This is a genomic window from Bosea sp. PAMC 26642, from assembly GCF_001562255.1.
Lineage (GTDB): Bacteria > Pseudomonadota > Alphaproteobacteria > Rhizobiales > Beijerinckiaceae > Allobosea.
In genome coordinates this window covers 4,071,876-4,096,620 of sequence record NZ_CP014301.1, presented here as the reverse complement: position 1 = coordinate 4,096,620, position 24,745 = coordinate 4,071,876, and the positions used below count along the sequence as shown (strand labels likewise).

Genomic DNA, 24,745 nt, shown 5'->3' with positions numbered 1-24,745 from the left:
GGCCTCACACCTTGGCGCGCGGATCGCCCTTGGCAACGCGGGCCAGCAGGTAATCCACCTCCGTCTTCGCGGCGGCGCTGAGGCCCGGTCCCGGCTTGCGCTGGGCGTCGCTGCCGAGGATGCCGCGCTTCATCATCGTGTATTTGCGCACGGCCAACCCGACGCCCTGCTGCTGCTCATAGCGCAGCAGCGGCAGATGGGTGTCGAAGATGTCATGCGCCGCGTCGCGCTTGCCGGCCTTCTGCAGCGTGACGACGTCAATCAGCAGTTCGGGGAAGGCATAGCCGGTCATCGCGCCATCGGCGCCGCGCTCCATCTCGAAATCGAGGAACAGGCCGCCATTTCCGGTCAGGATCGAGATCGGACGCAAGGAACCATCGGCCTGGAATTTCCGCAGCGTCGAAATCTTCTCGAGCCCCGGCCAGTCCTCGTGCTTCAGCATCACGCAGGAGGGATTGTCGGTGACGATTTTGCGGATCACCGCCGGCGTCATCACCACCGAGAGCGTCAGCGGGTAATCCTGGATGACGAAGGGGATGTCGGTCCCGATCGCCTCGACGGCCTGGGCATAATAGCCGGTGATCTGGTCGTCGGTGCGCAAGCTCGGCGGCGGCGCGATCATCACGGCCGCAGCGCCCAGATCCATCGACTGGCGCGCCAGCGAGCGCATGGCGGCAAAGCCCGGGGCCGAGACGCCGACGATGACCGGCTTGCCCGGCATGTTCTTCACGGCCGCCTTGACGATGCCGATCGATTCCTCCGGCTCGAGCTTGGGCGCCTCGCCCATGATGCCGAGCACGGTCGTGCCGTTCGAGCCGATGCCGTCATAGAAGGCGAAGAGCTTGTCGGTCGAGGTCCAGTCGACCGTGCCGTCGGGGTTGAACGGCGTCGGTGCGATCGGGAAGACGCCGGCGGCGTCGGGGGTCAGGGTCATGGTCGTGCTTTCGGCTAATGCTTTGATCGGATTTTAGCGTGGTCACCCCCGCGCCGTCATCCCGGACGCAGCGAAGCGGAGATCCGGGATCCATTCCGGAACGGGTCAGGCATGGATCCCGGATCGGCGCCGCTTACGCGGCTTGTCCGGGATGACGCGGAGGTTCGCGAGGCTAGACGATTCTGGTGCGCACCGTGCCGACGCCGGCGATCTCGCCTTCCAGCACGTCGCCGCTGACCACGGCCGCGACGCCCTCGGGCGTACCGGTGAAAATCAGGTCGCCGGGCGCGAGTTCGACCAGGCCGGAGAGATAGGAGATCGTCTCGGGCACGTTCCAGATCTGCTTGGACAGGTCCGAGCTTTGGCGCGGCACGCTGTTGACCACGAGTTCGATCTTGCCGGCGCTGGGATGGCCGATATGGCTGGCGGGAGAGATCTCGCCGATCGGTCCCGAGAGGTCGAAGCCCTTGGCCATGTCCCAGGGCTTGCCGCTCTTCTTGGCGGCGCCCTGCAGGTCGCGGCGGGTCATGTCGAGGCCGGCGGCATAGCCGTAGACATGCGACAGCGCCTCGGCCTCGGAGATGTCCTTGCCGCCGGTGCCGATCGCCACGACCAGCTCCATCTCGTGGTGGAGGTCCTTGGTCTTGGTGGGATAGGGCATGTCGGCGCCGTTGATCAGCAGGGCGTCGGCCGGTTTCATGAAGAAGAACGGCTCCTCGCGGTCGGGATCGCCGCCCATCTCGCGGGTGTGCTCGGCATAGTTCCGGCCGACGCAGAAGACGCGCCTGACCGGGAAGAGCCCGCCCCCGGCGACCGGGACCGCCGACACGGCCGGCGGATCGATTACATATTGCGTCATGGCTTGGGCTCCCTGGCAAGTGTTCTGCGCCGTTCATGCGGGAGCCGCGCGGCCGGGGCAAGGCCCTTGCGTCAGGGTCGGGGCTGCATTGCCGGCATCGCCCGCTTGCGCCCGAAGACTTCGTTTTGCGCCGCATCATTGCAACGGTGGCGGATTGCCCCCTACAGTGTCTCCGGGCCGGCATGAGCTTGCCTGTACAGAGACCAAAAGGAACAGCACGTGAGCACGGGTACCGTGAAATGGTTCAATGAAACCAAGGGCTACGGATTCATCACGCCTGACCAGGGCGGCAGCGATGTCTTCGTGCATATCAGCGCAGTCGAGCGCTCTGGCATGCGCGGCCTGAACGAAGGTCAGAAGATCAGCTACGATCTCGAGGCCGACCGCAAGACCGGCAAGTCCTCGGCAGTCAACCTCAAGACCGCGTGAGACAATCCCCCAACGGGAGGCCGATCGGCGGCGACGCTTCCCGAGCCAATGCGAATCTCTATCGATCTATTCGGACTGAAGACGATTCCCGGCATCCCCGTCGCCAAGAGGCGGCGGTCGAAACGACTAATACCTTCGTCTCAAGATGCTTGCATCAGCTCCGGCCCGGCGCGGGCCGGAACAGCCGGCCCTTCTCGGCCACCAGCACGATCGCCAGCGCAACCAGCCCGCATAGCGAGAAGCCGAGCGTCAGCGGCACGACCGTGCCGTCGAAATGCTGGCCGATATAGAACCCCAGCAGCGCCCCGCCCACCGTGGTGACGAAGCCCTGCACCGAGGAGGCCGTGCCCGCGACATGGCCGAGCGGGTCCATCGCCAGCGCGCCGAAATTCGGCGCCATCAATCCGAAACAGAACATCGCGCCGCCCTGGAAGGCGGCAAAGCTCCACAGCGTCTCGTGGCCGGCCAGCGCGACCAGCGCGTGGGTTCCCGTCAGCGCGATGTAGCCCAGCAGCGCCGCGTGCGAGACGCGCCGCATGCCGAGCCGGCCGACGATCCGCGAATTCAGCAATGACGCCATGGCCATGAAGCCGGCGATCAGCGCGAAGATGATGGTGAAGAGCTCCGGCGCCGCGAAGACATCGACGAAAACCTGCTGGGCCGAGTTGATGAAGCCGAACAGCCCGCCGAGAACGAAGGCCATGGCCAGCATGTAGCCGACCGCGATGCGCGTCGTCAGCGTGGTGCGGAAGGCGGCAAACACGCTGTCGAACGCGATCGGCTTGCGATCCTCCTCGCGCAGCGTCTCGGGCAGTTTCAGCGCAGCCCAGAGCATCACCGAGGCGCCGAAGATGGTCAGCACGCCGAAGATCCAGCGCCAGGGCGCGACCCAGAGGATCGCCTGGCCGATCGAGGGCGCGAGGATCGGCACGGCGAGGAACACGATCATGGCCAGCGACATGACGCGCGCCATGTCACGGCCGGAATAGCAGTCGCGCACGATCGAGACGGCGAGCACGCGCGTCGCCGCCGCGCCGACGCCCTGCAGCACGCGCGCCAGCATCATCGCCTCGAAGGAACTCGACAACGACGCCGCGATGCTGGCCGCCACATAGACGGCAAGCCCGAACAGCAGCACCGGCCGCCGGCCGAAACGATCCGACAGCGTGCCGTAGACGATCTGCGAGACGCCGAAGCCGAGCAGATAGGCGGTGATGATCCATTGCCGGTCGTTGGGCTCGGCGATGCCGAGCGTCTGGCCAATCTCGGGCAGCGCCGGCAGCATCGCGTCGATGGCGAGTGCATTCGTTGCCATCAATGCCGCCATCATCGTGACGAAGGCATGGAAGCTCATGCCGTGTCGCGGCAAGGCGGGATTTCTGGTGTCGGTCATGTCGGCCTGTGCGGGCGCCGGTCGCGCAATGGCGGCTTTCGAAAGGACGGTTCCCATGATGCCCGATGTTTAGGCCCGGCAAAAACGCCGGGCAACCCAGTCTCGCTGCGGTACGTCATGCGTCAAGCGGGATGCGCGGGCAGTTCGCCGAAGTCAGCGCTGCACCCTCACGCCCGTCATTCCGGACCAGCGGCGAAGCCGCGCCGATCCGGAATCCTCGTCATGCACGACGGCGCTCCATGATGGATTCCGGGTCTCCGCTTCGCTCCGCCCGGAATGACGGTGGTGGGGAGCGAGCGGCAGCGCGCGATGCTACCCCGCCTGCTTCATCTCGGCGATCAGCGCATCGTCGATCGCGTCGGCCTTCTGCGCCGCCGGTCGAGCGCCGAGACGCCTGGCATAGGCCTCGAAGGCCGGGCGCTTCTCCATCGAGCCGAACTTCAGCCCCCACATCACCTGTGAGCCGAGATAGACATCGGCCGCGCTGAAGCTGTCGCCGAGCAGATACTCGCCCTGCGTCACCGCAAGTTCGAGCGTATCCATCACGGCGGCGAAATTGCCGTAGCCGACCATGCGGCTCTTCTCGTCGGAGACCTCGACGCCAAGCGCTCGGTTCGTCACGGCGGCCTCGACCGGACCGGCGGCGAAGAACATCCAGCGGTAGTAGGGCCCGCGCAGCCGGCTGGTCGGCGGCGGCGCAAGCCCCGCCTCGGGAAAGGCATCGGCAAGGTAGGCGCAGATCGCCGCGCATTCAGTGACGACGACGTCGCCATGCTGCAGCGTCGGCACCTTGCCCATCGGGTTCAGCCGTTGGTAGTCGCCCTTCATTGCCGGGCCGAAACCGAGGACCTCGGCGCGATAGGGCTGACCGACTTCCTCCAGCATCCAGCGGGCGATCCGGCCGCGCGACATCGGGTTGGTGTAGAGCACGAGTTCGTCGGACATCGTTCGTCTCTCCTTCTGCGACGTTTCCCAATGGCGGCGACCATAGCTGCGGGAGATGGCGCGACCATGTCAGGATCGGCAAAACTGGCGCGACGGGACCGACCTGCTATCGTTCGGCGCGAAAATCGGCTTGATGGGCTCCATGACACCTGCCTCGACAACACCTGCCTCGACGACACCTGCCTCAGCGACACCGTCCTTCCTCCAGCGCGCTGCCGCCAAGGACATGGCGAAGGACGCCGGTCCCGGCGAAGCCGGCGGCCTCGTCCAGGCGCCGGGCCGCCGCTTCGTGCTGGAGGCGACCGGGCTCGAAGCGCGCGCAGGCTTTTCCCTGCGCGACGGCGCGCTCAGCAACGACAGCCGCATCGCAGCCCATGCCCGCCTGCCGCTGGACACGCTCGGCCGCGACGGGCTGCTCGATACGGCCGGCGAACTGCCGCTTGCCATCCGCCCGCTGCCCGAGGGCGGCGCGGCGGGGCGCATTCTGCTGGTGCTGGCCCATGGCGGACAGGAACCGGATTTTCACGCCACGCTCTGGCTGCCGCCGGAGGTCTTCGCCGTCCTGACGCGGGACCTCCATGCCGGGCGGGCCGGGCGGCTCACCGTGTCGGCCACCACGAGCCTCTGGCTCGACGCGGCCGAGCGCGACGCGCCTGCCAGCCGCGCCGTCGCCTGGAAACTCGGCCGCGACGACGAGCGCGGCACCGCCCCGGCCCGCGGACTCGTCGAGCGCATCGAGTGGAGCGCCGCCCCGCCGGCCCCCGCCCCCATCGCACCGCCCGCGCCCGAAGATCCGGAGGAAACCGTCGCGGAGGCAGTCGGCCGGCTGAACTGGAGCCTGAAGCAGATCGTGCTGGTGCTGATCTTCCTGATGATCATCGCGGCGCTGAAATAGCGGTTTTGTCTCTCGCCTTGCCGAACGACGGCTGGCACCCCAGCCGCCACTTGGTCAGGCGGAGCTGGAAAAAGCGGGACGGCGAGTGGCTCCGGGGATAAGCTCGCGCGCGCCGGCAAGGAGCGTCCGGACGCGGACGCGTCAGATGTCCGGATCGTCCAGCAAGGCGAGCCGGCCGGCTGCGAGTTTTGCAAAGGCGATCGTCAGCGCCTTGCGTCTCGCGGGGCTGAGCGGATGCCGGGGCGGCTCGCGCAGCATCTCGCCGCCATAGGCATCGGCGACGATCAGGCCGACATCGCCGGGCAGAACCTCGCGCGGAAACTCCGGTGCGACCGCGAACAGGAAGCCGTCGCAATAGTCGCGGTAATCGGGCCATTTGCCATCGACACGGTAGTCCTCGATGCCGGACTTGACCTCGACGACCAGCAATTCGCCCGCCGGGGACAGCGCCACGATGTCGCCGCGACGGCCATTGGCGAAGGTCATCTCCTTGACCACGGCATAGCCGCGCTGGCGCAGATGCCGGCCGGCGCCGCGGCAGACGGCGCGGGTGATGTCGGGCCGCGTCGGCGGCGGATTGAGCAGGGAATCGGCGCTGGGCATCGCGACATGTTCACTCTTTGTGCCCGGCATGGCAAGCCCGGCAGAATTGCGCCTCGATGTGCCCACTAGGCATTTGCGCCGGCTCGATTATGGTGCCGCCGCCTTGGACGCCTTTCTTGCCCCCCTTCTGATCGCGCTCATTGCCGCCGGCAGCGCCGCGCTGCTGTGCGTCTTGCTGCGCCCGCTGCTCGTGCGCTACGCCCTGGCGCGGCCCAATGCGCGCTCCAGCCATCGCGAGCCGACGCCTCAGGGGGGTGGGATCGCCGTGCTTGCCGGTGCCTTCCTGGCATTGGGGCTGGCCGTCCTGTTCGCTCCCGTGCCGGCGCGCGAAGGGCTGTTCGTGGTGATGGCGGCGTCCGTTCTGCTGGCGGCGGTCGGCGCCTTCGACGATATCAGGCCGCTTCCAGCTTCCCTCAGGCTCATGCTGCAAGGGGCCTGCGTCTGGCTGGTACTGGCCTATGCGGCGCCCGGGCTGCGGCTGTTTCCCGAGACGATGCCGCTCTGGCTGGAACGGATGCTGGCGCTGCTCGCCGGGGTCTGGTTCGTCAACCTCGTCAATTTCATGGATGGGATCGACTGGATCACCGTCGCAGGGCTTGTGCCGCTGAGCGGGGCGCTGGCGCTGGCGGGCGCGCTCGGCCTCCTTGACCCGGCGAGCGGCTGGCTTGCGGCAGCGCTATGCGGCGGGCTGATCGGCTTTGCTCCGTTCAACCGGCCGGTGGCGCGGCTCTTTCTCGGCGATGTCGGCTCGCTGCCGCTCGGGCTGCTCGCCGCCTTTCTGCTCTATCGGCTGGCGGGAACGGATGCACTCGCGGCGGCGCTTATCCTGCCGCTCTATCATGTCACGGACGCCACGCTGACGCTGCTGCGCCGGCTGGCGCGGCGGGAACGCGTCTGGGAAGCGCATCGCAGCCATTTCTACCAGCAGGCGACCACGAACGGATTCAGCGTCGGCGAAATCGTCGGGCCGGTCGCCGGCCTGAACATCCTGCTGGTCGGGCTCGCGGCGGCGAGCATCGTCTGGAATCTGGTCTGGGTACAGGCAGCGTGCCTGCTGGCGGCCCTGCTCCTGACCGCGCTTCTGCTGCGCCGCTTCTCGCGAAAGCGTCCGCATCGTGGATGAGGCCCGTATCCTCGTGACCGGGGCGAGCGGCTTCATCGGCCCCCATGTCGTGTCCCGTCTCCTTGCCGAGGGCTATCGTTTGCGCGTGGCACAACGGCGGGCGGCGCCGGTGCAGGACGGCGTCGAGACGGTGGCGACGGGCGATCTCGCGCGGCCTATCGACTGGTCGGCGGCCCTCGACGGTGTTGATCACGTCGTCCACATGGCGGGGCTCGCCCATGCCGGGCCGGGGCTCAATGAGGATTTGTACCGACGCATCAATACGGACGCCACGCTGGAACTCGCCGATGCCGCCCGGACCGCCGGCGTTCACCGCTTCGTCAACCTGTCCTCGATCAAGGCCCTGACGGGGGCCTTCGACGGCGCTCCGCTCGACGAGACGGCGACGCCCGCGCCCGACGATGCCTATGGCCGCTCCAAGCTCGCGGCGGAGCAAGGACTGGCGGCGCACGATCTCGACTGGGTGAGCCTGCGGCCGGTGCTGGTTTATGGGCCGGGCGTAAAGGCCAATATGGCGGCGCTGCTGCGGCTGGCACGGCTGCCCCTGCCCCTGCCGCTGGGCGGGCTCGCCGCGCCGCGCTCGCTGCTGGCGGTCGAGAATCTGGCCGAGGCCGTCGTCTTCGCGCTGACTCCGGCCTGTCCGGCGCGAGCTGCCTATATCGTCGCGGATGCGGAGACGATCAGCGTCGCCGAGATGATCGCGGCGATGCGGGCGGGCGCGGGGCGCGGACCGGGGCTGATCCCGGTGCCGGCAAACTGGCTGCGAATGCTGGCACGCTTGGCCAGGAAGGACGAAGCCTTCTCAAAGCTCAGCGGCGGGCTGGTGGCGCGGCCCGATGCTCTGCTCAGGGCCGGCTGGCGACCGCCGGTCGCGACGAAAGCGGCTCTGGCGCGGATGGCCGCGCCGGCTGGCGCCGGCTGAAATCGGGAATCGCCTCGTCGAGCACGGCTTCCGCCGCCTCGCGCCGGTCCGCCTTCACGGCGCCGTCGAGCTGCGCGAGCCAGGCCTGCATCCTGGCGCGGCCGGCGAAGACGGGTTTTGCCGCCATGACGCCGTCGAGCCCGGTCTCGGCCATGGGTTCGTCATGGGCGAACAGGATCTCGTTCAGCCGCTCGCCAGGGCGGACGCCGGTGATCGCGATCTCGATGTCGAGGCCGGGCTCGAAACCGGCGAGCCGGATCATGCGCTCCGCCAGATCCATGATCCTGACCGGCTGGCCCATCTTGAGGACGTAGACGGCCGCCCGCTCGGCCTCGGGACCGTCGTCGCGGGCGTGGGAGGCAGCGGTCAGCACGAGGTCGCAGGCCTCGCGGATGGTCATGAAATAGCGGATCATCTCCGGGTCGGTGACGGTGATCGGCCCACCGCGCTCGATCTGCGCCTTGAATTTCGGCACGACCGAGCCGACCGAGCCGAGCACGTTGCCGAAGCGCACCGCCACGAGCCGCATGCCGGCGGTCGCGGCGACGAATTCGGCGTCGCGCGACTGCGCGTACATCTCGGCGAAGCGCTTGGTCGCGCCCAGCATCGAGACGGGCTCGATCGCCTTGTCGGTCGAGATCAGCACGAAGATCTTGGCGCCGGCGGCGATCGCCGCATCGGTGACGTTGACCGAGCCGAAGACGTTGGTCTTGATGCCCTCGCTCCAGTCAGCTTCCAGATAGGGAACGTGCTTCAGCGCAGCGGCATGGATGACGATGTCGGGCGCGAAGGCGGTGAAGAGGGGCGTGATGCGGGCGCGATCCCGCACATCGGCCAGCGCGCCCGAGACCGCCATGCCGTGATCGTGGATCGAGAGCAGTTCGGTGATCTGAAAGAGGGCGGGTTCTGAGCTCTCGACCACCAGCAGTTCGGCCGCTCCGAAGGCGGCGCAGCGCAGGCAGATTTCGGAGCCGATCGAGCCGCCGCCGCCGGTGACGATGACGCGCTTGCCCTTCAGAAACGCACCCAGCCGCTCACGGTCGATCCTGACGGATGGCCGGACCAGCAAGTCCTCGATCTCCAGCGGCGCAAGTTCGGTGTCGCGCGCGCCTTCGCCGAGCGTGTCGATGCGCGAGATCGGCAGAGCGAGCTTGCGGGTGCGCGCCAGCCATTTGTCGGGCTCGGCCTCGGGCTGCAGCGCACTCGCGGTCGCGACGATGCGGCGGAACGGCTCGCCCCGCTCGGCGGCGTCGAGCACGATCGTCTCGATCTCGTGCAGCAGGCCGAGCACCGGCACGCCACGGATCGACTGGCCGAGATCGTCGATGCGGGGGGTCAGGATGCCGGCCGGACGCAGCTTGCGCGTCGTGCCGGTCTCCATGGCGCGGATCGCCATCTCGACCTCGACGCCTCGGCCGAGAATCAGGGCCGGCAGCGCCGCATCGCGAACCGCGTGATGCTTGGAACGAGAGTATTTGAAGTAGCGATAGGCCAGGCGCGGCCCGCCCAGCAGCGCGGTCTGCACGAGCCAGTAGAGCGCCACCGTGATCTTGCCGAAGAAGTAGTTGCCGTAGAGCGTCGGCGCGACGATGACGTAGTCGATCACCAGCAGCGTCAGCGTCAGGATGCTGACGGAACGGACGATGTTCGACAGATCCGGCAGCGAGGCGAAGCGCCATTTCGAGCGGTAGAGCGAGAAGAGCCAGTAGACGCAGCCGGCGTAGACGACGAACAGCGGCAGAAAGCTCGGCAGAATACGCAGCCGCTCCTGGAGCTGGAAGCCCTCGAACCGGATGACGAAGACGAGCCAGATCGCCAGCGCCGTGACCAAGAGGTCATGCACGATGACGGCGAACTTCTTGCCGTTCTGCTTGGTGAATCTGGCCATTGCAGGCGGGGTATCCCGCTCCCGTGGCGGCTTGTCAACGCGCCGCGGTCAAGCCTGATGCGGCCTGCCCCCGCAGGCCGGCCAGAATGAAATCGACCATCTCCTCGGCCGTGGGGCCGGGAATCTGCTCGCACTGCGCCATCAGCAGGGGGTGGTGAAAGCGGATCATCGCCATGCGCACGCACCGGGTCGCCGTGACCGGGTCGATGCCGGGGAACTCCCCACTCACGACACCGTCCGCGACCACACCACGCAGAAGTGCGTCGAAGCGCTCGATATGGCCGAGGATCGCGTCCCAGCTCTCCTCCATCGCGGCACAGACCATCTCGTGCATACGCTGCTGGGCGCCGTAGCGCGCCTCGTTGATGCGATAGGAGGCGATCAGCATGTCGCGCAGCCGGCTCGCGGCGGAGCGTGGTTCGGCGGCGATCGCCGCCAGGGCCTGCTCGACTTCGCCCTTGTAGCGCGCCAGCACCGCCTCGTTGATCGACTTCTTGGAGTCGAAGAAACGGTAGACGTTGGCGGGGCTCATGCGCAGGGATTTGGCGATGTCTGCGACCGTCGTCTTCTGGTAGCCGATGTCCTTGAAGAACCGTTCGGCCGTGTCGACGATGCTTTGCCTCGTGTCGCGCTCTGGATGGCTCAACGCGGGTGCCCGTTCGGTTTGGCGACGACTGAAGCTTGGAAGCGATCCGTATGACGAATTTCGTCACTCGTCAACATCATGCAGGATATAGGTTTTAGGGTCGAAACTTGTCGTTCCGTTAGCCTAACGCATGGGCTGCCGGCGCTGTTCCCGCGCGAGAGCGAGCAGCGCCTCGATGTCGAGATGCCGTGCCAGATGCGCGGCCAACGCGTCCAGCGTCGCCTCGATATCGCTTTCGTAGTTCGGCATCGAGCCCGAGGTGCCGGCGAATTGGGCCAGATAAGCGGACCGGATGGCGTTCGACGTGAAAATACCATGCAGATAGCTGCCAAGAACATGGCCATCGCGGCTCGCGGCGCCTTCCGCCCGCTGGTCGACCCGAAACGGCGCCCGGACCGTGTCGGGGCCGTCGGTATGGCCGAGATGGATCTCGTAGGCGCGGCCGGTCGTCGCGCTGGCGGCATGGGCGACATCGACCTCACGGACCGTCTTGTCGCGATCGAGCGTGGTCTCGACATCGAGCAGGCCCAGTCCGGCGACCTCGCCCGCCGGCCCCTCAAGCCCGAGCGGATCGCGCACGACGCGGCCAAGCATCTGGTAGCCGCCGCAGAGACCAAGGACATGCCCGCCCCGGCGGCGGTGGGCGGCCAGGTCGATATCCCAGCCCTCGTCGCGCAGCACCGCGAGATCGCGCATCGTCGTCTTCGAACCCGGCAGGATGACGAGGCCGGCGTCGCCGGGCAGAGACTGTCCGCGCCGGACCATGACGAGATCGACCGAGGCCTCGAGCTTAAGCGGGTCGAGATCGTCGAAATTGGCGATGCCGGGCATGACCGGGACGGCGATCTTCAGCGGGGCACCGGGTTTCCGCGCAGCCGTGAGATCGAGGCCGTCCTCGGCGGGAAGACGGTTCGCCGCTGCGAACCAGGGCACGACGCCGAGACAGGGCCAGCCGGTCGCCCGGGCAATGGCCTCGACGCCGGGCGCAAACAGCGTGACGTCGCCCCGGAAGCGGTTGATCGCGAAAGCCCGGATCATGGCGCGGTCGTCCGCATCGAGCACGGCATGGGTGCCGACCAGGCTCGCGATGACGCCGCCGCGGTCGATGTCGCCGATCAGCACGGCGGGCACGCCGGCGGCGCGGGCAAAGCCGAGATTGGCGATGTCGCGGGCGCGCAGATTGGTCTCGGCCGGCGAGCCCGCCCCCTCGACGATGACGAGGTCGGCGCCCTCGCCGAGCCTTGCGAAACTTTCAAGAACCTTCGGCAGGAAATCGCCGCGCCGGGCGAAATCGCCCGAGGCGAGATGGCCGGCGACGCGGCCCTGCAGCACGATCTGGCTGCCGGTCTCGCTTTCGGGCTTCAGCAGCACCGGGTTCATGTCGACATGGGGCGTGATACGGGCCGCGCGGGCCTGCAGCGCCTGGGCGCGGCCGATCTCGCCGCCCGGCGTCGCGGCCGCGTTGTTGGACATGTTCTGAGGCTTGAAGGGCCTGACCTTCAGCCCGCGATCGGCGAAGAGCCGGCACAGCCCCGCGACGATGAGCGATTTCCCGACATTCGAGCCGGTTCCGAGGATCATCAAAGCGGGGGTGGGGGCGCGGGCCATGCAGCGCCTGCTTTAGGGCGCGTCCGCAAAGCGGGCAACAGCGGCGCCCAAAGGGTCACCGGTTCACGACGACGTCCCGCAGCGTCAAAGGGGCGAAGCCGCCGCAGGAGCCGTCGCGAACCGGCAAAAGCACTAGATCCTGACCTATGACGAATGTCAACAATCATCATTTCATATTCGATCTGGAGTGTTCCTGAAGTCCGGGATGCGTTTGAAGGCCTCGCGTGATAGAGCGGCGGCCGATCGCAACCCGAGCCATGTCCCTGCCGATGAACCCGATCTTCTCTTCCCTTCAGACGAGCGTCTTCGAGGTGATGTCGCGTCTCGCGCGTGAAACCGAAGCGATCAATCTCGGACAGGGCTTTCCCGACGATCCGGGCCCGGAAGATGTCCGGCGCAAGGCGGCCGATGCGGTGATCAACGGCTGGAACCAGTATCCGCCGATGATGGGCCTGCCCGAGCTGCGCCAGGCGACGGCCGTGCATTACCAGCACTGGCAGGGGCTCGATCTCGATCCCGACAGCGAGATCATGGTGACCTCGGGCGCGACCGAGGCGATCGCCGGCGCGCTGATGGCGCTGATTGCGCCGGGCGACGAGGTCGTGCTGTTCGAGCCGATGTACGACGCCTATGTGCCGCTGGTGCGCCGGGCCGGCGGTATACCGAAATTCGTGACGCTGACGCCGCCGCATTTCGGGCTGAGCGAGGCGGCACTGGCAAAAGCATTCTCGCCGAACACGAAGGTCGTTCTGTTCAACAACCCGCTGAACCCGACCGCGACGATCTTCAGCGACGCCGATCTCGACCTGCTCGCCTCGTTCTGCGTGAAGCATGACGCCGTCGCGATCTGCGACGAGGTCTGGGAGCACGTCGTCTTCGACGGCCGCCGCCATGTGCCGATGCTGAGCCGGCCGGGGATGCGCGAGCGCACGGTCAAGATTTCGTCGGCCGGCAAGATCTTTTCGCTGACCGGCTGGAAAGTCGGGCTGGTGATGGCCGCGCCGAACCTGATGAAGGTCCTGGCCAAGGCGCACCAGTACATCACCTTCACGACGCCACCGAACCTGCAGGCCGCCGTGGCCTACGGGCTCGGGAAAGACGACAGCTACTTCGAGGGGATGCGGGCCGATTTCCAGCGCTCGCGCGACCGCTTCGCCGATGGGCTGACAGGTCTCGGCTACAGCGTGCTGCCGAGCGTCGGCACCTATTTTCTGAATGTCGATATTGCCGCGCTTGGCGAAAGCGACGACGTCGATTTCTGCCAGCGCCTGGTGATGGAAAACGGCGTCGCGGCGATCCCGGTCAGCGCCTTCTATGCTGAGGGCGCGGTCAGGACCGTGGTGCGCTTCTGCTTCGCCAAACATGACGCGACGCTGGACGGTGCGCTGGAGCGGCTGGCGGGGCGGCGAAAGACCGGCTCGACGGTCTAACGGCTGCCCCGACCGGGTTTGTCAGGACAGCGGCCAGCCCTTGGCGGCGGAGACGGCGCGCATCACGCCGCGCAGTTCGGCCAGCCCCTTGAGACGGCCGATGACCGGATAGCCGGGATGGGTCGGCTTGCCGATGTCGTCGAGCAGTTCATGGCCATGATCCGGGCGCATCGGGATGCGCCAGTTCGCGGCGCCCGAGAGCCGACGGCGTTCCTGCTCTTCCAGCAGAACCGAGACGAGCGCGACCATGTCGGTGTCGCCGTCGAGATGGTCGGCCTCCATGAAGGAGCCGTTCGGGTCCTTGGCGACATTGCGCAGATGAGCGAAATGGATGCGGTGGGCGAAGCGCCTTGCGATGCCGGGCACGTCGTTCTTCGGCCCGGCGCCCAACGAGCCCGAGCAGAGCGTCAGCCCGTTGGCGACGCTGTCGATGGCGCCGAGCACGAAAGCGATGTCGTCTTCGCCCGAAACGATGCGAGGCAGGCCCATCAGCGAGCGTGGCGGGTCGTCGGGGTGGATGGCGAAGCGCATACCAAGTTCGTCGGCGAGCGGGATGATCTCGCGGAGGAAGCGGGCGAGGTTCTCGCGCAAGATTTCGCGCGTGACGCCGCGATAGCGGTCGAGCATACGCCGCAAGCCGGGAATGTCGTAACGGTCATAGGCGCCCGGAAGGCCGGCCATGATGTTGGCGAGCAGCTTGGCCTTGTCGGATTCCGACGCCGCCTTCGCCCAGTTGCGGGCCGCGACCAGCGTCTCTTCGGAAAACTCGGCCTCCGCGCCCGGCCGTTCCAGCATGTAGCAGTCGAAGGCGGCGAATTCGACGATGTCGAAGCGCAGCGCCGTGCCCCCGCCGGGCAGGGGATGGGCCAGCGTCGTGCGCGTCCAGTCGAGCACCGGCATGAAATTGTAGCAGATCGTCTTCACGCCGCAGGCGGCGAGATTGCGCATCGAGGTTCGGTAATTGTCGAAGAGCGCCGTCTGGTCGCCCTCATTCAGCTTGATCCGTTCATGGATCGGCAGGCTCTCCACCACGCGCCATTCGAGCCCTAGCGAGGCGTCCGCGGCGATGATCGCCTTGCGTTCCTCGATCGCGGCAATGCTCCAGACCTCACCATAGGGGATGTCGTGCAGCGAGGTGACGATGCCGCGCGCGCCCGTCTGCCGGATCTGCGGCAGTTGCACGGCGTCCTTGGGCCCAAACCAGCGCCAGGTTTCTTCCATCGTCTCTCTCCCTGCGGCGCGGTTGAAGCGTGCGCCGGCGTTTTCGGTTCAGTGGCCGCCAGCGACGAGCCGGGACTTGTCGAAGGCGTCGACATGGGCCTGAGCGATCTTCTGGATCGCGTCGAAGACGGTACGCAGATGCGCGCGCATCGCGGCCTCCGCCCCGTTTGCGTCGCCGCGACCGACGCAGGCCGCGATCGTGCGATGCTCGCTCAGGATCATGTCCGACCAGGACGGCGTCTCGAGCGAGAGGCAGCGGACGCGGTCGAGCTGCGCCTTGACCGATTCGATCATGCTCCAGACCGACGGATGCCCAGCGAGTTGCAGCAGTTGCGCATGGAACGCCTCGTCGAGCCGAAAGAAGGTTGTGCGATCACCGGCCTGCATCGCCGCCGCTTGCCGGGCCACGAGATCGTCCAGCCGGATCCTGCCTTCCGCGTCGATGTTCTGGGCTGCAAGCACGACAGTGCGGCATTCCAGCGTCTCACGAACGAACTGGCTGTCATAGACGGCGGCGAGATCGATCGGCGCAACGAAGGTGCCGACCTGCGGGACGACGACGAGGAAGCCCTCCTCGACCAGCCGCTTGAAAGCTTCGCGCACCGGCGTTCGGCTGACGCCGAACTGCAGGGCCATGCGCGCCTCCGACATGGCCGCGCCGGGCAGCAGCGCGGCACTGAGGATATCGACGCGCAAGGCACGGTGAATCTGGTCGGTGCCCTGGCGAACCGCGGAGAAGGTCATTGCGTTCTCGCTGATTAGTATACTACCATACCAATGCCGCGATCAGAGCGTCAACCGTCCGTGGACGGCAAGGCGCCAGGGAATGTGGCCGGGCTCGATGTCCGGCGCGGGTTCCCGACGAAACGGCAGACCGGGAGGACGTGACGATGATCCCGAACAGGACAGATGCAGGCGCCCGGCCGCTCGCGGCGACAGCCATGCGCGACGCCTCCCCTCAGTTCAACGCGGGCGGCTTGCGCCTGCCCTCAACCTTGTGGCTTTCATGACGATACACGCCGCCAATTTCCGCGAGCTCAAGCTCGACCGCCTCAGCCGCGACTTCGGCACGCACAACGCGCTGAAGGATGTCTCGCTAACGATCAGGAAGGGCGAGTTCATCGCTTTGCTCGGCCCCTCCGGCTGCGGCAAGTCGACGACGCTGAACCTGATCGCGGGCCTGCTGCCGGCGACCGGCGGCGGCATCTGGCTCGACGAGAAGCGCATCGACCCGCTGCGACCCGAAGAGCGCGGCTTCGGCATGGTGTTCCAGAACTACGCGCTGTTCCCGCATATGAGCGTGCGGCGGAACATCGGCTTCGGGCTGAAGATGCGCGGACTGCCCAAGGCGGAAATCGACAAGCGTGTCGACGAGGCGGTGGCGCTGGTCCGGCTGCAGAGCCAGGTCGACAAGCTGCCGGGCCAGCTCTCCGGCGGCCAGCAGCAGCGCGTCGCGATCGCGCGGGCCATCGTCGTCGAGCCGCCGCTGGTGCTGATGGACGAGCCGCTGTCAAACCTCGACGCGAAACTCCGCCTCGAAATGCGCGCCGAAATCCGACGCATCCACAACACGCTCGGCGCGACCACGATCTATGTGACGCACGACCAGGAAGAGGCCCTCTCGCTGGCCGATCGCATCGTCGTGCTGCGCGACGGCGAGGTCCGTCAGGTCGGCACGCCCGAAGATTTGTTCTCGCGGCCCGATCTGCTCGACGTCGCCGAGTTCATGGGCTTCCGCAATGTCGTGGCCGGCCGCATCGCCTCGGCGGAAGGCGGCATGGCGCAGGTGACGGCCAGTTCGGCAACGGTCAGCGGGCGCGCCCGCGGCACACTGACGCCGGGCGGCGCGGGCCATGTCGCGATCCGGCCGGAAGACCTGCACCCCGTCGCCGCCGGCGAGCCTGGGCTCAAGGCGACGGTGATCTCGACCGAGTTCCGGGGCCGCGAATTCGTCGGCTTCGCCCGGATGGATGACGGCACCGATCTGTCCTTCCTTGCCCATGACAAGCTCGATCCGGGCGCGATCGTGACGCTTGGCGCCTCGCCCGATCGCGTCCTCGTCTTCGCGGGAGCCGCAGCATGAGCGCAGCCTTCGACGATATCCCGCTGAAGCAGAGGCTCGCGGCACGCGGTCTGGACGGGCTGACGCTGCTCGTCGTGCCCGCCGTGATCTTCCTGCTGCTGCTGTTCATCTACCCGTTCCTGTACGGGCTGGTGCTGTCGTTCAATCCGAAGGCCGGCGGCGCGCTGTCGAACTACACGCGCTTCTTCTCGGATTCCTTCCTGTACGGAACGATCGCCACCACGCTCTGGCTGGCATTGCCTGTCACGCTGCTGACGCTGGTCTTCGCGGTGCCGATCGCCTTCCGCGTCAGGCTGCTGCAACACCAGCGCCTGCTGACGACGCTGCTGGTGATCCCGATCACGCTGGGCACCGTGCTCGTGGCGCAGGGGCTGTTGGCCTATCTCGGCCCGCAGGGCTGGTTCAACCGCACCCTGATGACGCTCGGGCTGATCTCGACGCCGATCAAGCTCCTGCACAATTACTGGGGCGTGATGCTCTCGTTGGTGATCACCGGCTTCCCCTTCACCTTCCTGCTGACGCTGTCCTATCTCTCGGGCATCGATCCGGCGCTGGAGAAGGCGGCTGCGACGTTGGGCGCAGGGCCGTGGGAACGGTTCAAGACCATCCTGTTTCCGCTACTGCTGCCGGGCCTGGCGATCACCTTCTGCCTCAGCTTCGTGCAGGCCTTCTCGGTCTTCCCCTCGGCGGTGCTGCTGGGCGCGCCGGCGGGTCCGACGCGGGTGATCTCGATCGCGGCCTATCAAGCGGCGTTCGAGGAATACGACTACTCGATGGCCTCGGCGGTGGCGATGATCATGGGCATGGTCCAGCTCAGCATCGTCGTACTGGTCCTGAGTTTGCGCGGGCTGCTCTATCGCGGGCCGGCCGGCGGCGGGAAGGGTTGAAGCCGATGGTCGCCGATACCCGCCTTTCGACGAAGCTTTGGGCCGCCGCCAACTGGGCGCTCATCGGCTTCTTCCTGCTCAACCTGCTCGCGATGATCGCGACGGTGATCACGAGCTCCTTCGCGACGCGCTGGCTCGGGACCTGGTTCCCGGCCGGCTGGACGACACGCTGGTACACGGCCGCGTGGTCGGAGTTCCAGCTCTCGGACGTGCTCAGCGTCACCTTCCAGATCGTGTTCCTGGTGGTGGCCCTGTCGGGCCTGATCGGCGTGCCGGCGGCCTATGCGCTGGCGCGGCGCGAGTTCCCCGGCAAGAAGCTCGTGATGCTGCTCTTCCTGCTGCCGCTTCTGGTGCCGCCAATCACCTTCGGCATCCCGCTGGCGACGGTGCTCTACAGGCTCGGCCTCGCCGGGCAGATGTCGGGCGTCGTGCTCGCCAATCTCGTGCCGACGGTGCCCTTCGTCATCCTGGTGATGATCCCCTTCATCGAGCAGATCGACACCAAGATCGAGCAGGCGGCGCGCGTCTTCGGCGCCAACACCTTCAAGCTCTTCATCCATGTGCTGCTGCCGCTGCTGATGCCCGGCATCCTCGCAGCCCTGCTGCTCGTGCTGGTTCGTACCATCGCGATGTTCGAGCTGACCTTCCTCACCGCCGGGCCGACGAGCCAGACGCTGGTGGTGGCGCTCTACTACGCCGTCTTCGCGGCCGGCGTGCGGGCGGTGCAGAGCATCGACGCGATGGCGGTGATCTACATGGCGACGACGCTGATCTGGCTCGTGATCGCCCTGCGCTTCGTCAACCCGACGCAGATCGTCGGCGGCGGAGGGCGGCGCTGACGACATAGGACTACGGCCGGCGGAAAGCCGGCCGCGACATCATCGAGGCCCCGGCGCCACCCGTTCACGGGCGGCGGAAAGAGGGTCCAACCCAGGGAGAAGACAATGGCCGATACGACATCTCATCCGACCCGCCGACACATCGTCGGCGGCGTGGCGGGGCTCGCCGCGCTGCATGCGACCGGCGCGCGCGCCCAGACCACGCCTGCGCCGGTGGCGCTGAACATCATCGACGTCGCCGGCAATCTGCAGCTGACGCAAGCCTCGATCGAAAAATTCGCCAAGGACAATCCGAAGCTGATCTCACGGCTGAACTTTTCGCGCGCGCCCTCGCCGGAGCTGCCGGCGAAGCTGAAGGCGCAGCAGCAGGCCAACCGCGTCGATATCGACCTCGTGCTGACGGGGCCCGGCGCGATGTCGGATGGCGTCCAGCAGGGGCTCTGGGTCGATGTCTGGAAGAGCTACACGTCGCAGCTGCCCAAGGCCGAGGAGGTCTATCACGAGCAGGCGCTGATGATGCAGAAGAACTTCGGCCAGAACGAAGGCGTGGCCGTGGTCTATTCGCCGTCGGGCCCGCTGTTCGAATACGCGCCCGATCGCCTCAAGACGGTGCCCAAGACGGCCGAGGAGTTCCTGGCTTACGTCAAGCAGAACCCTAAGCGCTTCACCTATGCGCGCCCGGTCAATTCCGGCCCCGGCTGGACCTTCCTGCAGGGCCTTCCCTACATCCTGAACGATTCCGACCCCTCCGACCCGATGAACGGCTGGAACAAGAGCTGGGCCTATCTCAAGGAACTCGGTACCGGGATCGACTACTATCCGGGCGGCACCACGCCGACGATGAAGGAGCTCGGCGAGGGCACGCGCGACGTCATCGTCTCGACCTTCGGCTGGGACATCAATCCCCGCGCGCTCGGCATCGTGCCGAAGGAGGCCGAGGTCTTCGTGCTCGCCAACACGCACTGGATCCCCGACACGCAGTTCATGTGCGTGCCCAAGGGTACGGACGTGGCCAAGATGCCGGCGCTGCTGGCGCTGATGTCCCACATGCTCAAGCCCGAGGCGCAGGCCGCGACCTATGACAAGGGCTATTTCTACCCAGGCCCGGCGATCAAGGGCGTGACCCTCGCCATGGCGCCGCAGGAGAGCCGCGACGTGCTCAAGGAGTACGGCCGGCCGATGTATGACGACCTGATCGCCAAGACCCCGACCCGCCCGCCGCTGACACCGGAACGTCTCGTCGCAGCCTTCCGCCGCTGGGACCAGGAGATCGGCGTCGGACACGGGGCGCCGAAGTAGAAGGAGCCGGAGCAGCATGCGCTTCGCAGCCATAGGGCTGGACCACCGCCACATCTTCCACATGGTGGGCGGTCTCATCGAAGCCGGCGCCGACTGCGCCGGCTTCGATCCGACAACCAGCGACGAGCGCGTGCTCGCAGGCTTCCGCGAGCGCTTTCCGGCGCTCGTGGCGCGCGAGCGCGAAGCGCTGCTCGACGATCCCACGATCGACCTGATCGTCTGCGCAGCCGTCCCTTGCGACCGCGCCGGGATCGCGATCGCGGCGATGCAGGCCGGCAAGGACGTTATGGTCGACAAGCCGGGCGTGACGAGTTTCGACCAGCTTGCTGCGGTCGAGGCCGCGGTCGCGGAAACCGGCCGGATCTTCTCGATCTGCTTTTCGGAACGCTTCACCGTCCCCGCCACCCTCATCGCCGGCAAGCTGATCGCGGACGGCACGATCGGCCGCGTGATCCAGACCGTGGGACTCGGCCCGCACCGGTTCAACCGCGCCATCCGGCCGGACTGGTTCTTCGACAAGGCGACCTATGGCGGCATCCTGACCGACATCGCCTCGCACCAGATCGACCAGTTCCTGCATTTCACCGGTTCGACCGAGGCGCAGATCGTCACTTCGGCGGTCGGTCACTTCGCCGACAACGACCTGCCCGATTTCGAGGATTTCGGCGAGGTCCTGCTGCGCAGCGACCGGGCCGGCGGCTATATCCGTGTTGACTGGTTCACCGCCGACGGGCTGCCGACATGGGGTGACGGCCGCCTGACGATCCTGGGCACCAAAGGCACGATCGAGCTGCGCAAATATGTCGATATCGCCGGGCGGCCGGGCACCGACCACGTCTTTCTCGTCGACCGCCACGGCACGCGCCATATCGACGCCTCGACAGAGCCGTTGACCTATTTCCGCAACCTCGTCGCCGACATCGGCTCGCGCGGCGAGAGCGCGATGCGCCAGTCCCATGTCTTTGCCGTCTGCCGTCTGGCGCTGGAGGCGCAGGCGCGCGCGGCCTGGGTGCCGCAAAAATCTCTCGGGAGTCCACAGGCATGACGCGCAGGATCGGGATCGCCATCATCGGGCTCGGGCCGGCCTCGCTGCCGCACTCGAAGAGCCTGCTCGACTTGAAGGACCGCGCCGAGGTGCGTTTCGCCGTCAGCCGTTCGCCCGAGCGTGCCGCCGCCTTCGGCCGCGAGTTTCCTTTCCCGACCACGACCGATCTCGACGCGGTGCTGGCCGACCCGACCATCGAGGCCGCGATCGTGCTGACGCCGCCCTCGAGCCATCTCGATGTGTCGCGGCGCTGTCTCCAAGCCGGCAAGCACGTGCTGGTCGAGAAGCCGCTGGAGCTGACAAGCGCGCGGGGTGCGGAACTGGTGGCGGCCGGACGCGCGAGCGGAAAGATCCTCGCCGTCGTGCTGCAGCACCGCTTCCGGCCCGCCAGCCTGAGACTGAAAACCGCGCTCGACGACGGCGAACTCGGTAGCATCGAAGCCGCGTTCCTGCACGTGCCGTGGTGGCGGCCGCAGGCCTATTACGACGAGCCCGGCCGCGGCACGCTCAAGCGCGACGGCGGCGGGGTGCTGCTGACGCAGGCGATCCATTCGCTCGACCTGTTTCGCTCGCTGGTCGGCGTCTCGAAGGTGGTCGCGGCGCAGGCGCGCACCACGGGGCTGCATCGCATGGAGACCGAGGACTACGTCTCGGCCCTGCTGGAGACCGGCAATGGCGCGCCTGCAACGCTGGTCACCACGACCGCGGCCTATCCCGGCCATCCCGAGCGCATCGAGATCACCGGCAGCAGGGGATTTGCCGCCCTGGTCGGCGGGCGTCTCGAACTCGCCTTCCTCGACGGGCGCTGGGAGGTGGTCGAGGCCGAGGGATCGACCGGCAGCGGCGCCAACATCATGGATTTCCCCCATGACGCCCACCGCGCCGTGATCGGCGATTTCCTCGACGCCATCGTCGAAGGCCGCGATCCCGTCGTCACCGGCGAGGAAGCGCTGGCCTCGCAGCATCTGGTCGATGCGATCCTGAAGGCCGCCGGCTGGCCGGCTTCGCCGAAAGCGGAAGGCTGACGCAATGGCAAGCTGGGCCTGCAGCGTCGAGCGGATCGAAAGGCGGCATTCAGGTCTTGGCCGCGATCAGCCGCTTGACCCGCACCACCTCCGCCAGCGCCAGCAGCAGATGGTAGAGCACGCGCACCGGCACCTGCGCGACGACCGACTCGCCTGCGGCGTCGATGCGGTTGGTCCAGAGCCCGGTCTTGCGATCGACGAAGCGCTCGAACATCAGCGCGAGATGCGGGTCGAGCCGCGACGCGGCTTCCGCGTCCCCCTCGAATTCGATGCGGGCCACAAGCGCCTTGAGATATTCGGTCTGCGGCCAGAGCAGCGCAGCGCCGTCGATGATAGCGCCGTCGGGGCCGATCTCGTTGACGACCGGATGCACCGTGCCTTCGCAATGATGGCGCCCGGCGAAGGCGTAGAGCGTCCGCGCCGCGTCGCGCGCCCGCGTCGTGCCGGTCAGCCCGTCGTGGTGATGCAGCAGCCAGGTCCATTCGTAATGGTGTCCCGGCTCGCGAACCTGTCCCGGCAGGCCGGCGGCCAGTCGCCAATCCTCGTCGAAGAACTCGCCGAGAGAGCCGGTGCGGTGATCGAGCATATAGGCCTGCATCAACTGGACAAGCGCCTCGGCGCGATCGAGCCAGCGCCCGTCGCCGGACGACTGCGCCAGAGCGTGGCAGGCTTCGAGCAGGTGCATATGCGGGTTCTGCCGACGCGGAAGCGCGCCGAGCGTATCCTCGGCGAAACCGCCTGCCGGATGGGCGAGATCCGTCTCGATGAAGCTCATCACCTCCTCGGCGCGATCGAGCCAGACCGGCTCGGCGCTGGCGCGGGCATGCCAGCCGAGCGCGAACAGGACGAAGGCGAGGTCGTAGAAATCGGACTTTGCGTCAACGGGCTCGCCTTCGGGCGTGCAACGGTGGCTGAAACGCCCATCGGGGCGGCGACAGCGCGTCCAGAGGAAATCCATGCCGTGGCGTGCGGCCTCCAGCGCGCCAGGGACCCCCAGAAGATGGGCGTGGCTGAACACGTAGGAGAGCCGCGCCGTCACCAGCGTGCTGCGCATCTCGCTTCGGACGACCATGCCGTCGGCCTCGACCAGATCGGGAAAACCCGGTTGCGCCGGGTCGTGAATGCGCGCCAGCCAGCCCGGCAGCAACGTACCGGTCAGCCAGGCCTCGATCGCGTCGGCTCCATATCCATCCATTCCCGCGCTCCTTGCGCCCGATCCCATTCCGCCGCTCGATCAGGAGCGGCGGCCATCGACGGCAGGTCATACCTGACCGCACCCCAGCAGTGAACGAAAAGGGAGAACACCATGTCTGAGGAATTCTCGAAGACCAGATCCGGCACCTCGCGCCGTCAATTCGTTGAGGGCGGCGTCGCTGCGCTCGCGGTCCTTCCCGTGATGAAGGCGGGTAGCGCCGCCGCGCAGGGCCTGGCCCTGCCGAAATCGCCCGTCGCGCTCAGCATCATCGATGTCGGCGGGGCGCTGGCGTTGTTGCAGAAGCCGCTCGAGAACTACCGCGACGCCAAGAAGAATCTGGTCTCGCGCATGACCTTCACCAAGGCGCCCGCCCCCGAACTGCCGGGCAAGATCAAGGCGATGCAGGAGGCCAAGCGCGTCGATATCGACCTCGTCATCGGCGGGCTCGACGCGCTCTCGGCCGGCATCGAGCAGAACCTCTGGGAGCCGCTGTTCCCGGCCCATGCCGCATCGCTGCCCGATCCGAGCAAGATCCTGCTCAAGGCGGCGCTCGACATGCACAATCTCGGCTCAGGCCAGGGCATGTGCGTGGTTTATTATCCCTCCGGCCCGCTGCTCGAATACATGCCGGCCAAGGTGGCCAAGCCGCCGACCACGACCGACGAACTGCTGGCCTGGACGAAGCAGAACCCCAACCGCTTCCTCTATGCCCGCCCGGCGAACTCCGGACCCGGACGCACCTTCATCATGGGCTTGCCCTACATCCTCGGCGACAAGGATCCCAAGGACCCGATGGGCGGCTGGGACAAGACCTGGGCCTATCTCAAGGAGCTCGGCCAGAACATCGAGTATTACCCGACCGGCACGGGCGCGACGATGAAGGAGCTCGGCGACGGCTCGCGCGACATGATCGTCTCGACCACGGGCTGGGACATCAACCCGCGCGCGCTCGGCATCGTGCCGAAGGAGGCCAAGATCCAGACGCTGAAGGGCTTCCACTGGGTTTCCGACGCGCAATACATGTTCGTGCCCAAGGGCGTCGCGCCGGAAAAGCTGGCTGTGATCCTCGACCTGATCAGCCACACCATGACGCCCGAGCAGCAGGCCTTCACCTATGACGAGGGCTATTTCTATCCGGGCCCGGCGGTGAAGGACGTCCCGCTCTCGATGGCGCCCGAAAGCAGCCAGAAGGCGATCGCCGAGTATGGCCGGCCCGAATATGCCGACCTGATCGCCAACAACCCGATCGAGACGCCGCTGACGCCCGACAAGATGGTTGCGGCCTTCCGGCGCTGGGACGAGGAAGTCGGCACCAAGCGCAAGTAAGACCCCGATCTAGAATGAATGGCGGCGCGGGAAACCGCGCCGCCTTTGCGTTCTACGACCGAGAGGCTCCGCAGTATCGACTACACCAACGGCCCTCGATTTCGAGTTGTCGTCATTGCGAGCGCAGCGAAGCAATCCAGAGGGTTGCGC

Annotated in this window: 23 protein-coding genes; 12 read left to right on the top strand and 11 right to left on the bottom strand. The window is 67.1% G+C overall.

What is annotated here, in order from left to right:
* Window positions 1-4: 4 nt before the first annotated feature.
* The gene (locus AXW83_RS19735) at window positions 5-934 is read right to left on the bottom strand and encodes a dihydrodipicolinate synthase family protein (RefSeq protein ID WP_066616190.1); all 930 of its coding nucleotides are present in this window, start codon (window positions 932-934) and stop codon (window positions 5-7) included.
* Window positions 935-1,106: 172 nt separating this feature from the next.
* A complete protein-coding gene (locus tag AXW83_RS19730; RefSeq protein ID WP_066616189.1) occupies window positions 1,107-1,793 on the bottom strand; it encodes a fumarylacetoacetate hydrolase family protein in 687 nt (228 codons plus the stop codon).
* A gap of 219 nt (window positions 1,794-2,012) precedes the next feature.
* Here AXW83_RS19730 and AXW83_RS19725 point away from each other — a divergent pair, with 219 nt between their 5' ends.
* Window positions 2,013-2,222 (top strand): cold-shock protein, encoded by a 210-nt coding sequence (locus tag AXW83_RS19725; RefSeq protein ID WP_054210450.1) that lies wholly within the window; start codon window positions 2,013-2,015, stop codon window positions 2,220-2,222.
* 154 nt (window positions 2,223-2,376) lie between these two features.
* Here the strand turns inward: AXW83_RS19725 and AXW83_RS19720 are convergent, their stop codons facing one another.
* Both AXW83_RS19720 and AXW83_RS19715 read right to left on the bottom strand, forming a co-directional pair.
* A complete protein-coding gene (locus AXW83_RS19720; RefSeq protein WP_236841722.1) occupies window positions 2,377-3,615 on the bottom strand; it encodes a multidrug effflux MFS transporter in 1,239 nt (412 codons plus the stop codon).
* Between the two features lie 312 nt (window positions 3,616-3,927).
* Window positions 3,928-4,560, bottom strand: a complete 633-nt coding sequence (locus AXW83_RS19715) for a glutathione S-transferase family protein (protein WP_066616187.1) — start codon at window positions 4,558-4,560, stop codon at window positions 3,928-3,930.
* Between the two features lie 142 nt (window positions 4,561-4,702).
* On the opposite strand from AXW83_RS19715, the gene AXW83_RS19710 reads away from it, so the two are divergent.
* On the top strand, window positions 4,703-5,455 hold the full coding sequence (locus AXW83_RS19710) for a hypothetical protein (RefSeq protein ID WP_156640199.1): 753 nt from the start codon (window positions 4,703-4,705) through the stop codon (window positions 5,453-5,455).
* A 141-nt stretch (window positions 5,456-5,596) separates the two neighbouring features.
* On the opposite strand, the gene AXW83_RS19705 is transcribed toward AXW83_RS19710, so the two are convergent.
* On the bottom strand, window positions 5,597-6,058 hold the full coding sequence (locus tag AXW83_RS19705) for an MmcB family DNA repair protein (protein ID WP_066620890.1): 462 nt from the start codon (window positions 6,056-6,058) through the stop codon (window positions 5,597-5,599).
* Window positions 6,059-6,086: 28 nt separating this feature from the next.
* On the opposite strand from AXW83_RS19705, the gene AXW83_RS19700 reads away from it, so the two are divergent.
* Entirely contained in the window at window positions 6,087-7,181 is a 1,095-nt protein-coding gene (locus AXW83_RS19700) for an MraY family glycosyltransferase (RefSeq protein WP_082767258.1), read from the top strand.
* Entirely contained in the window at window positions 7,174-8,103 is a 930-nt protein-coding gene (locus AXW83_RS19695) for an NAD-dependent epimerase/dehydratase family protein (RefSeq protein WP_066616182.1), read from the top strand. The genes AXW83_RS19700 and AXW83_RS19695 overlap by 8 nt, the downstream gene beginning before the upstream one ends.
* Here AXW83_RS19695 and AXW83_RS19690 read toward each other — a convergent pair.
* The 3 genes from AXW83_RS19690 to AXW83_RS19680 form a co-directional block, all read right to left on the bottom strand.
* Window positions 8,027-9,991: a nucleoside-diphosphate sugar epimerase/dehydratase gene (locus AXW83_RS19690; RefSeq protein WP_066616180.1), complete on the bottom strand. Its 1,965-nt coding sequence runs from the start codon at window positions 9,989-9,991 to the stop codon at window positions 8,027-8,029. The two genes, AXW83_RS19695 and AXW83_RS19690, sit on opposite strands and share 77 nt — an antisense overlap.
* A 34-nt stretch (window positions 9,992-10,025) precedes the next feature.
* Complete coding sequence (locus tag AXW83_RS19685) at window positions 10,026-10,637, bottom strand: TetR/AcrR family transcriptional regulator (protein ID WP_066616178.1); 612 nt, start codon at window positions 10,635-10,637, stop codon at window positions 10,026-10,028.
* A gap of 123 nt (window positions 10,638-10,760) precedes the next feature.
* Window positions 10,761-12,245, bottom strand: a complete 1,485-nt coding sequence (locus tag AXW83_RS19680; RefSeq protein WP_066616176.1) for a cobyric acid synthase — start codon at window positions 12,243-12,245, stop codon at window positions 10,761-10,763.
* 269 nt (window positions 12,246-12,514) lie between these two features.
* Between AXW83_RS19680 and AXW83_RS19675 the strand changes: the two genes are divergently transcribed.
* On the top strand, window positions 12,515-13,675 hold the full coding sequence (locus tag AXW83_RS19675) for an aminotransferase (protein ID WP_066620886.1): 1,161 nt from the start codon (window positions 12,515-12,517) through the stop codon (window positions 13,673-13,675).
* A 21-nt stretch (window positions 13,676-13,696) separates the two neighbouring features.
* On the opposite strand, the gene uxuA is transcribed toward AXW83_RS19675, so the two are convergent.
* Complete coding sequence (uxuA, locus tag AXW83_RS19670; protein ID WP_066616174.1) at window positions 13,697-14,896, bottom strand: mannonate dehydratase; 1,200 nt, start codon at window positions 14,894-14,896, stop codon at window positions 13,697-13,699.
* Window positions 14,897-14,944: 48 nt separating this feature from the next.
* Entirely contained in the window at window positions 14,945-15,640 is a 696-nt protein-coding gene (locus AXW83_RS19665; protein ID WP_066616173.1) for a GntR family transcriptional regulator, read from the bottom strand.
* Between the two features lie 262 nt (window positions 15,641-15,902).
* On the opposite strand from AXW83_RS19665, the gene AXW83_RS19660 reads away from it, so the two are divergent.
* The 6 genes from AXW83_RS19660 (at window position 15,903) to AXW83_RS19635 (ending at window position 22,074) form a co-directional block, all read left to right on the top strand.
* The gene (locus tag AXW83_RS19660) at window positions 15,903-16,979 is read left to right on the top strand and encodes an ABC transporter ATP-binding protein (protein WP_066616171.1); all 1,077 of its coding nucleotides are present in this window, start codon (window positions 15,903-15,905) and stop codon (window positions 16,977-16,979) included.
* Entirely contained in the window at window positions 16,976-17,866 is an 891-nt protein-coding gene (locus AXW83_RS19655; protein WP_066616168.1) for an ABC transporter permease, read from the top strand. Before AXW83_RS19660 ends, AXW83_RS19655 begins: the two co-directional genes overlap by 4 nt.
* Window positions 17,867-17,871: 5 nt before the next feature.
* Window positions 17,872-18,705, top strand: a complete 834-nt coding sequence (locus AXW83_RS19650; protein WP_066616166.1) for an ABC transporter permease — start codon at window positions 17,872-17,874, stop codon at window positions 18,703-18,705.
* A gap of 105 nt (window positions 18,706-18,810) precedes the next feature.
* A complete protein-coding gene (locus AXW83_RS19645; RefSeq protein ID WP_066616164.1) occupies window positions 18,811-20,004 on the top strand; it encodes an extracellular solute-binding protein in 1,194 nt (397 codons plus the stop codon).
* Between the two features lie 16 nt (window positions 20,005-20,020).
* Window positions 20,021-21,049, top strand: a complete 1,029-nt coding sequence (locus tag AXW83_RS19640; protein ID WP_066616162.1) for a Gfo/Idh/MocA family protein — start codon at window positions 20,021-20,023, stop codon at window positions 21,047-21,049.
* Window positions 21,046-22,074, top strand: a complete 1,029-nt coding sequence (locus AXW83_RS19635; protein ID WP_066616160.1) for a Gfo/Idh/MocA family protein — start codon at window positions 21,046-21,048, stop codon at window positions 22,072-22,074. Before AXW83_RS19640 ends, AXW83_RS19635 begins: the two co-directional genes overlap by 4 nt.
* A 49-nt stretch (window positions 22,075-22,123) precedes the next feature.
* Here the strand turns inward: AXW83_RS19635 and AXW83_RS19630 are convergent, their stop codons facing one another.
* Window positions 22,124-23,269, bottom strand: a complete 1,146-nt coding sequence (locus tag AXW83_RS19630) for an AGE family epimerase/isomerase (protein WP_066616158.1) — start codon at window positions 23,267-23,269, stop codon at window positions 22,124-22,126.
* Between the two features lie 111 nt (window positions 23,270-23,380).
* On the opposite strand from AXW83_RS19630, the gene AXW83_RS19625 reads away from it, so the two are divergent.
* The gene (locus AXW83_RS19625; RefSeq protein WP_066616155.1) at window positions 23,381-24,595 is read left to right on the top strand and encodes an extracellular solute-binding protein; all 1,215 of its coding nucleotides are present in this window, start codon (window positions 23,381-23,383) and stop codon (window positions 24,593-24,595) included.
* Window positions 24,596-24,745 lie beyond the last annotated feature (150 nt).

Coding starts and splice junctions, on each gene's coding strand:
- AXW83_RS19735 (WP_066616190.1), bottom strand. CDS start 934: ATGACCCTGACCCCCGACGCCGCCGGCGTCTTCCCGATCGCACCGACG.
- AXW83_RS19730 (WP_066616189.1), bottom strand. CDS start 1,793: ATGACGCAATATGTAATCGATCCGCCGGCCGTGTCGGCGGTCCCGGTC.
- AXW83_RS19720 (WP_236841722.1), bottom strand. CDS start 3,615: ATGACCGACACCAGAAATCCCGCCTTGCCGCGACACGGCATGAGCTTC.
- AXW83_RS19715 (WP_066616187.1), bottom strand. CDS start 4,560: ATGTCCGACGAACTCGTGCTCTACACCAACCCGATGTCGCGCGGCCGG.
- AXW83_RS19710 (WP_156640199.1), top strand. CDS start 4,703: ATGACACCTGCCTCGACAACACCTGCCTCGACGACACCTGCCTCAGCG.
- AXW83_RS19705 (WP_066620890.1), bottom strand. CDS start 6,058: ATGCCCAGCGCCGATTCCCTGCTCAATCCGCCGCCGACGCGGCCCGAC.
- AXW83_RS19700 (WP_082767258.1), top strand. CDS start 6,087: ATGGCAAGCCCGGCAGAATTGCGCCTCGATGTGCCCACTAGGCATTTG.
- AXW83_RS19690 (WP_066616180.1), bottom strand. CDS start 9,991: ATGGCCAGATTCACCAAGCAGAACGGCAAGAAGTTCGCCGTCATCGTG.
- AXW83_RS19680 (WP_066616176.1), bottom strand. CDS start 12,245: ATGGCCCGCGCCCCCACCCCCGCTTTGATGATCCTCGGAACCGGCTCG.
- AXW83_RS19675 (WP_066620886.1), top strand. CDS start 12,515: ATGAACCCGATCTTCTCTTCCCTTCAGACGAGCGTCTTCGAGGTGATG.
- uxuA (WP_066616174.1), bottom strand. CDS start 14,896: ATGGAAGAAACCTGGCGCTGGTTTGGGCCCAAGGACGCCGTGCAACTG.
- AXW83_RS19665 (WP_066616173.1), bottom strand. CDS start 15,640: ATGACCTTCTCCGCGGTTCGCCAGGGCACCGACCAGATTCACCGTGCC.
- AXW83_RS19660 (WP_066616171.1), top strand. CDS start 15,903: ATGACGATACACGCCGCCAATTTCCGCGAGCTCAAGCTCGACCGCCTC.
- AXW83_RS19655 (WP_066616168.1), top strand. CDS start 16,976: ATGAGCGCAGCCTTCGACGATATCCCGCTGAAGCAGAGGCTCGCGGCA.
- AXW83_RS19650 (WP_066616166.1), top strand. CDS start 17,872: ATGGTCGCCGATACCCGCCTTTCGACGAAGCTTTGGGCCGCCGCCAAC.
- AXW83_RS19645 (WP_066616164.1), top strand. CDS start 18,811: ATGGCCGATACGACATCTCATCCGACCCGCCGACACATCGTCGGCGGC.
- AXW83_RS19640 (WP_066616162.1), top strand. CDS start 20,021: ATGCGCTTCGCAGCCATAGGGCTGGACCACCGCCACATCTTCCACATG.
- AXW83_RS19635 (WP_066616160.1), top strand. CDS start 21,046: ATGACGCGCAGGATCGGGATCGCCATCATCGGGCTCGGGCCGGCCTCG.
- AXW83_RS19630 (WP_066616158.1), bottom strand. CDS start 23,269: ATGGATGGATATGGAGCCGACGCGATCGAGGCCTGGCTGACCGGTACG.
- AXW83_RS19625 (WP_066616155.1), top strand. CDS start 23,381: ATGTCTGAGGAATTCTCGAAGACCAGATCCGGCACCTCGCGCCGTCAA.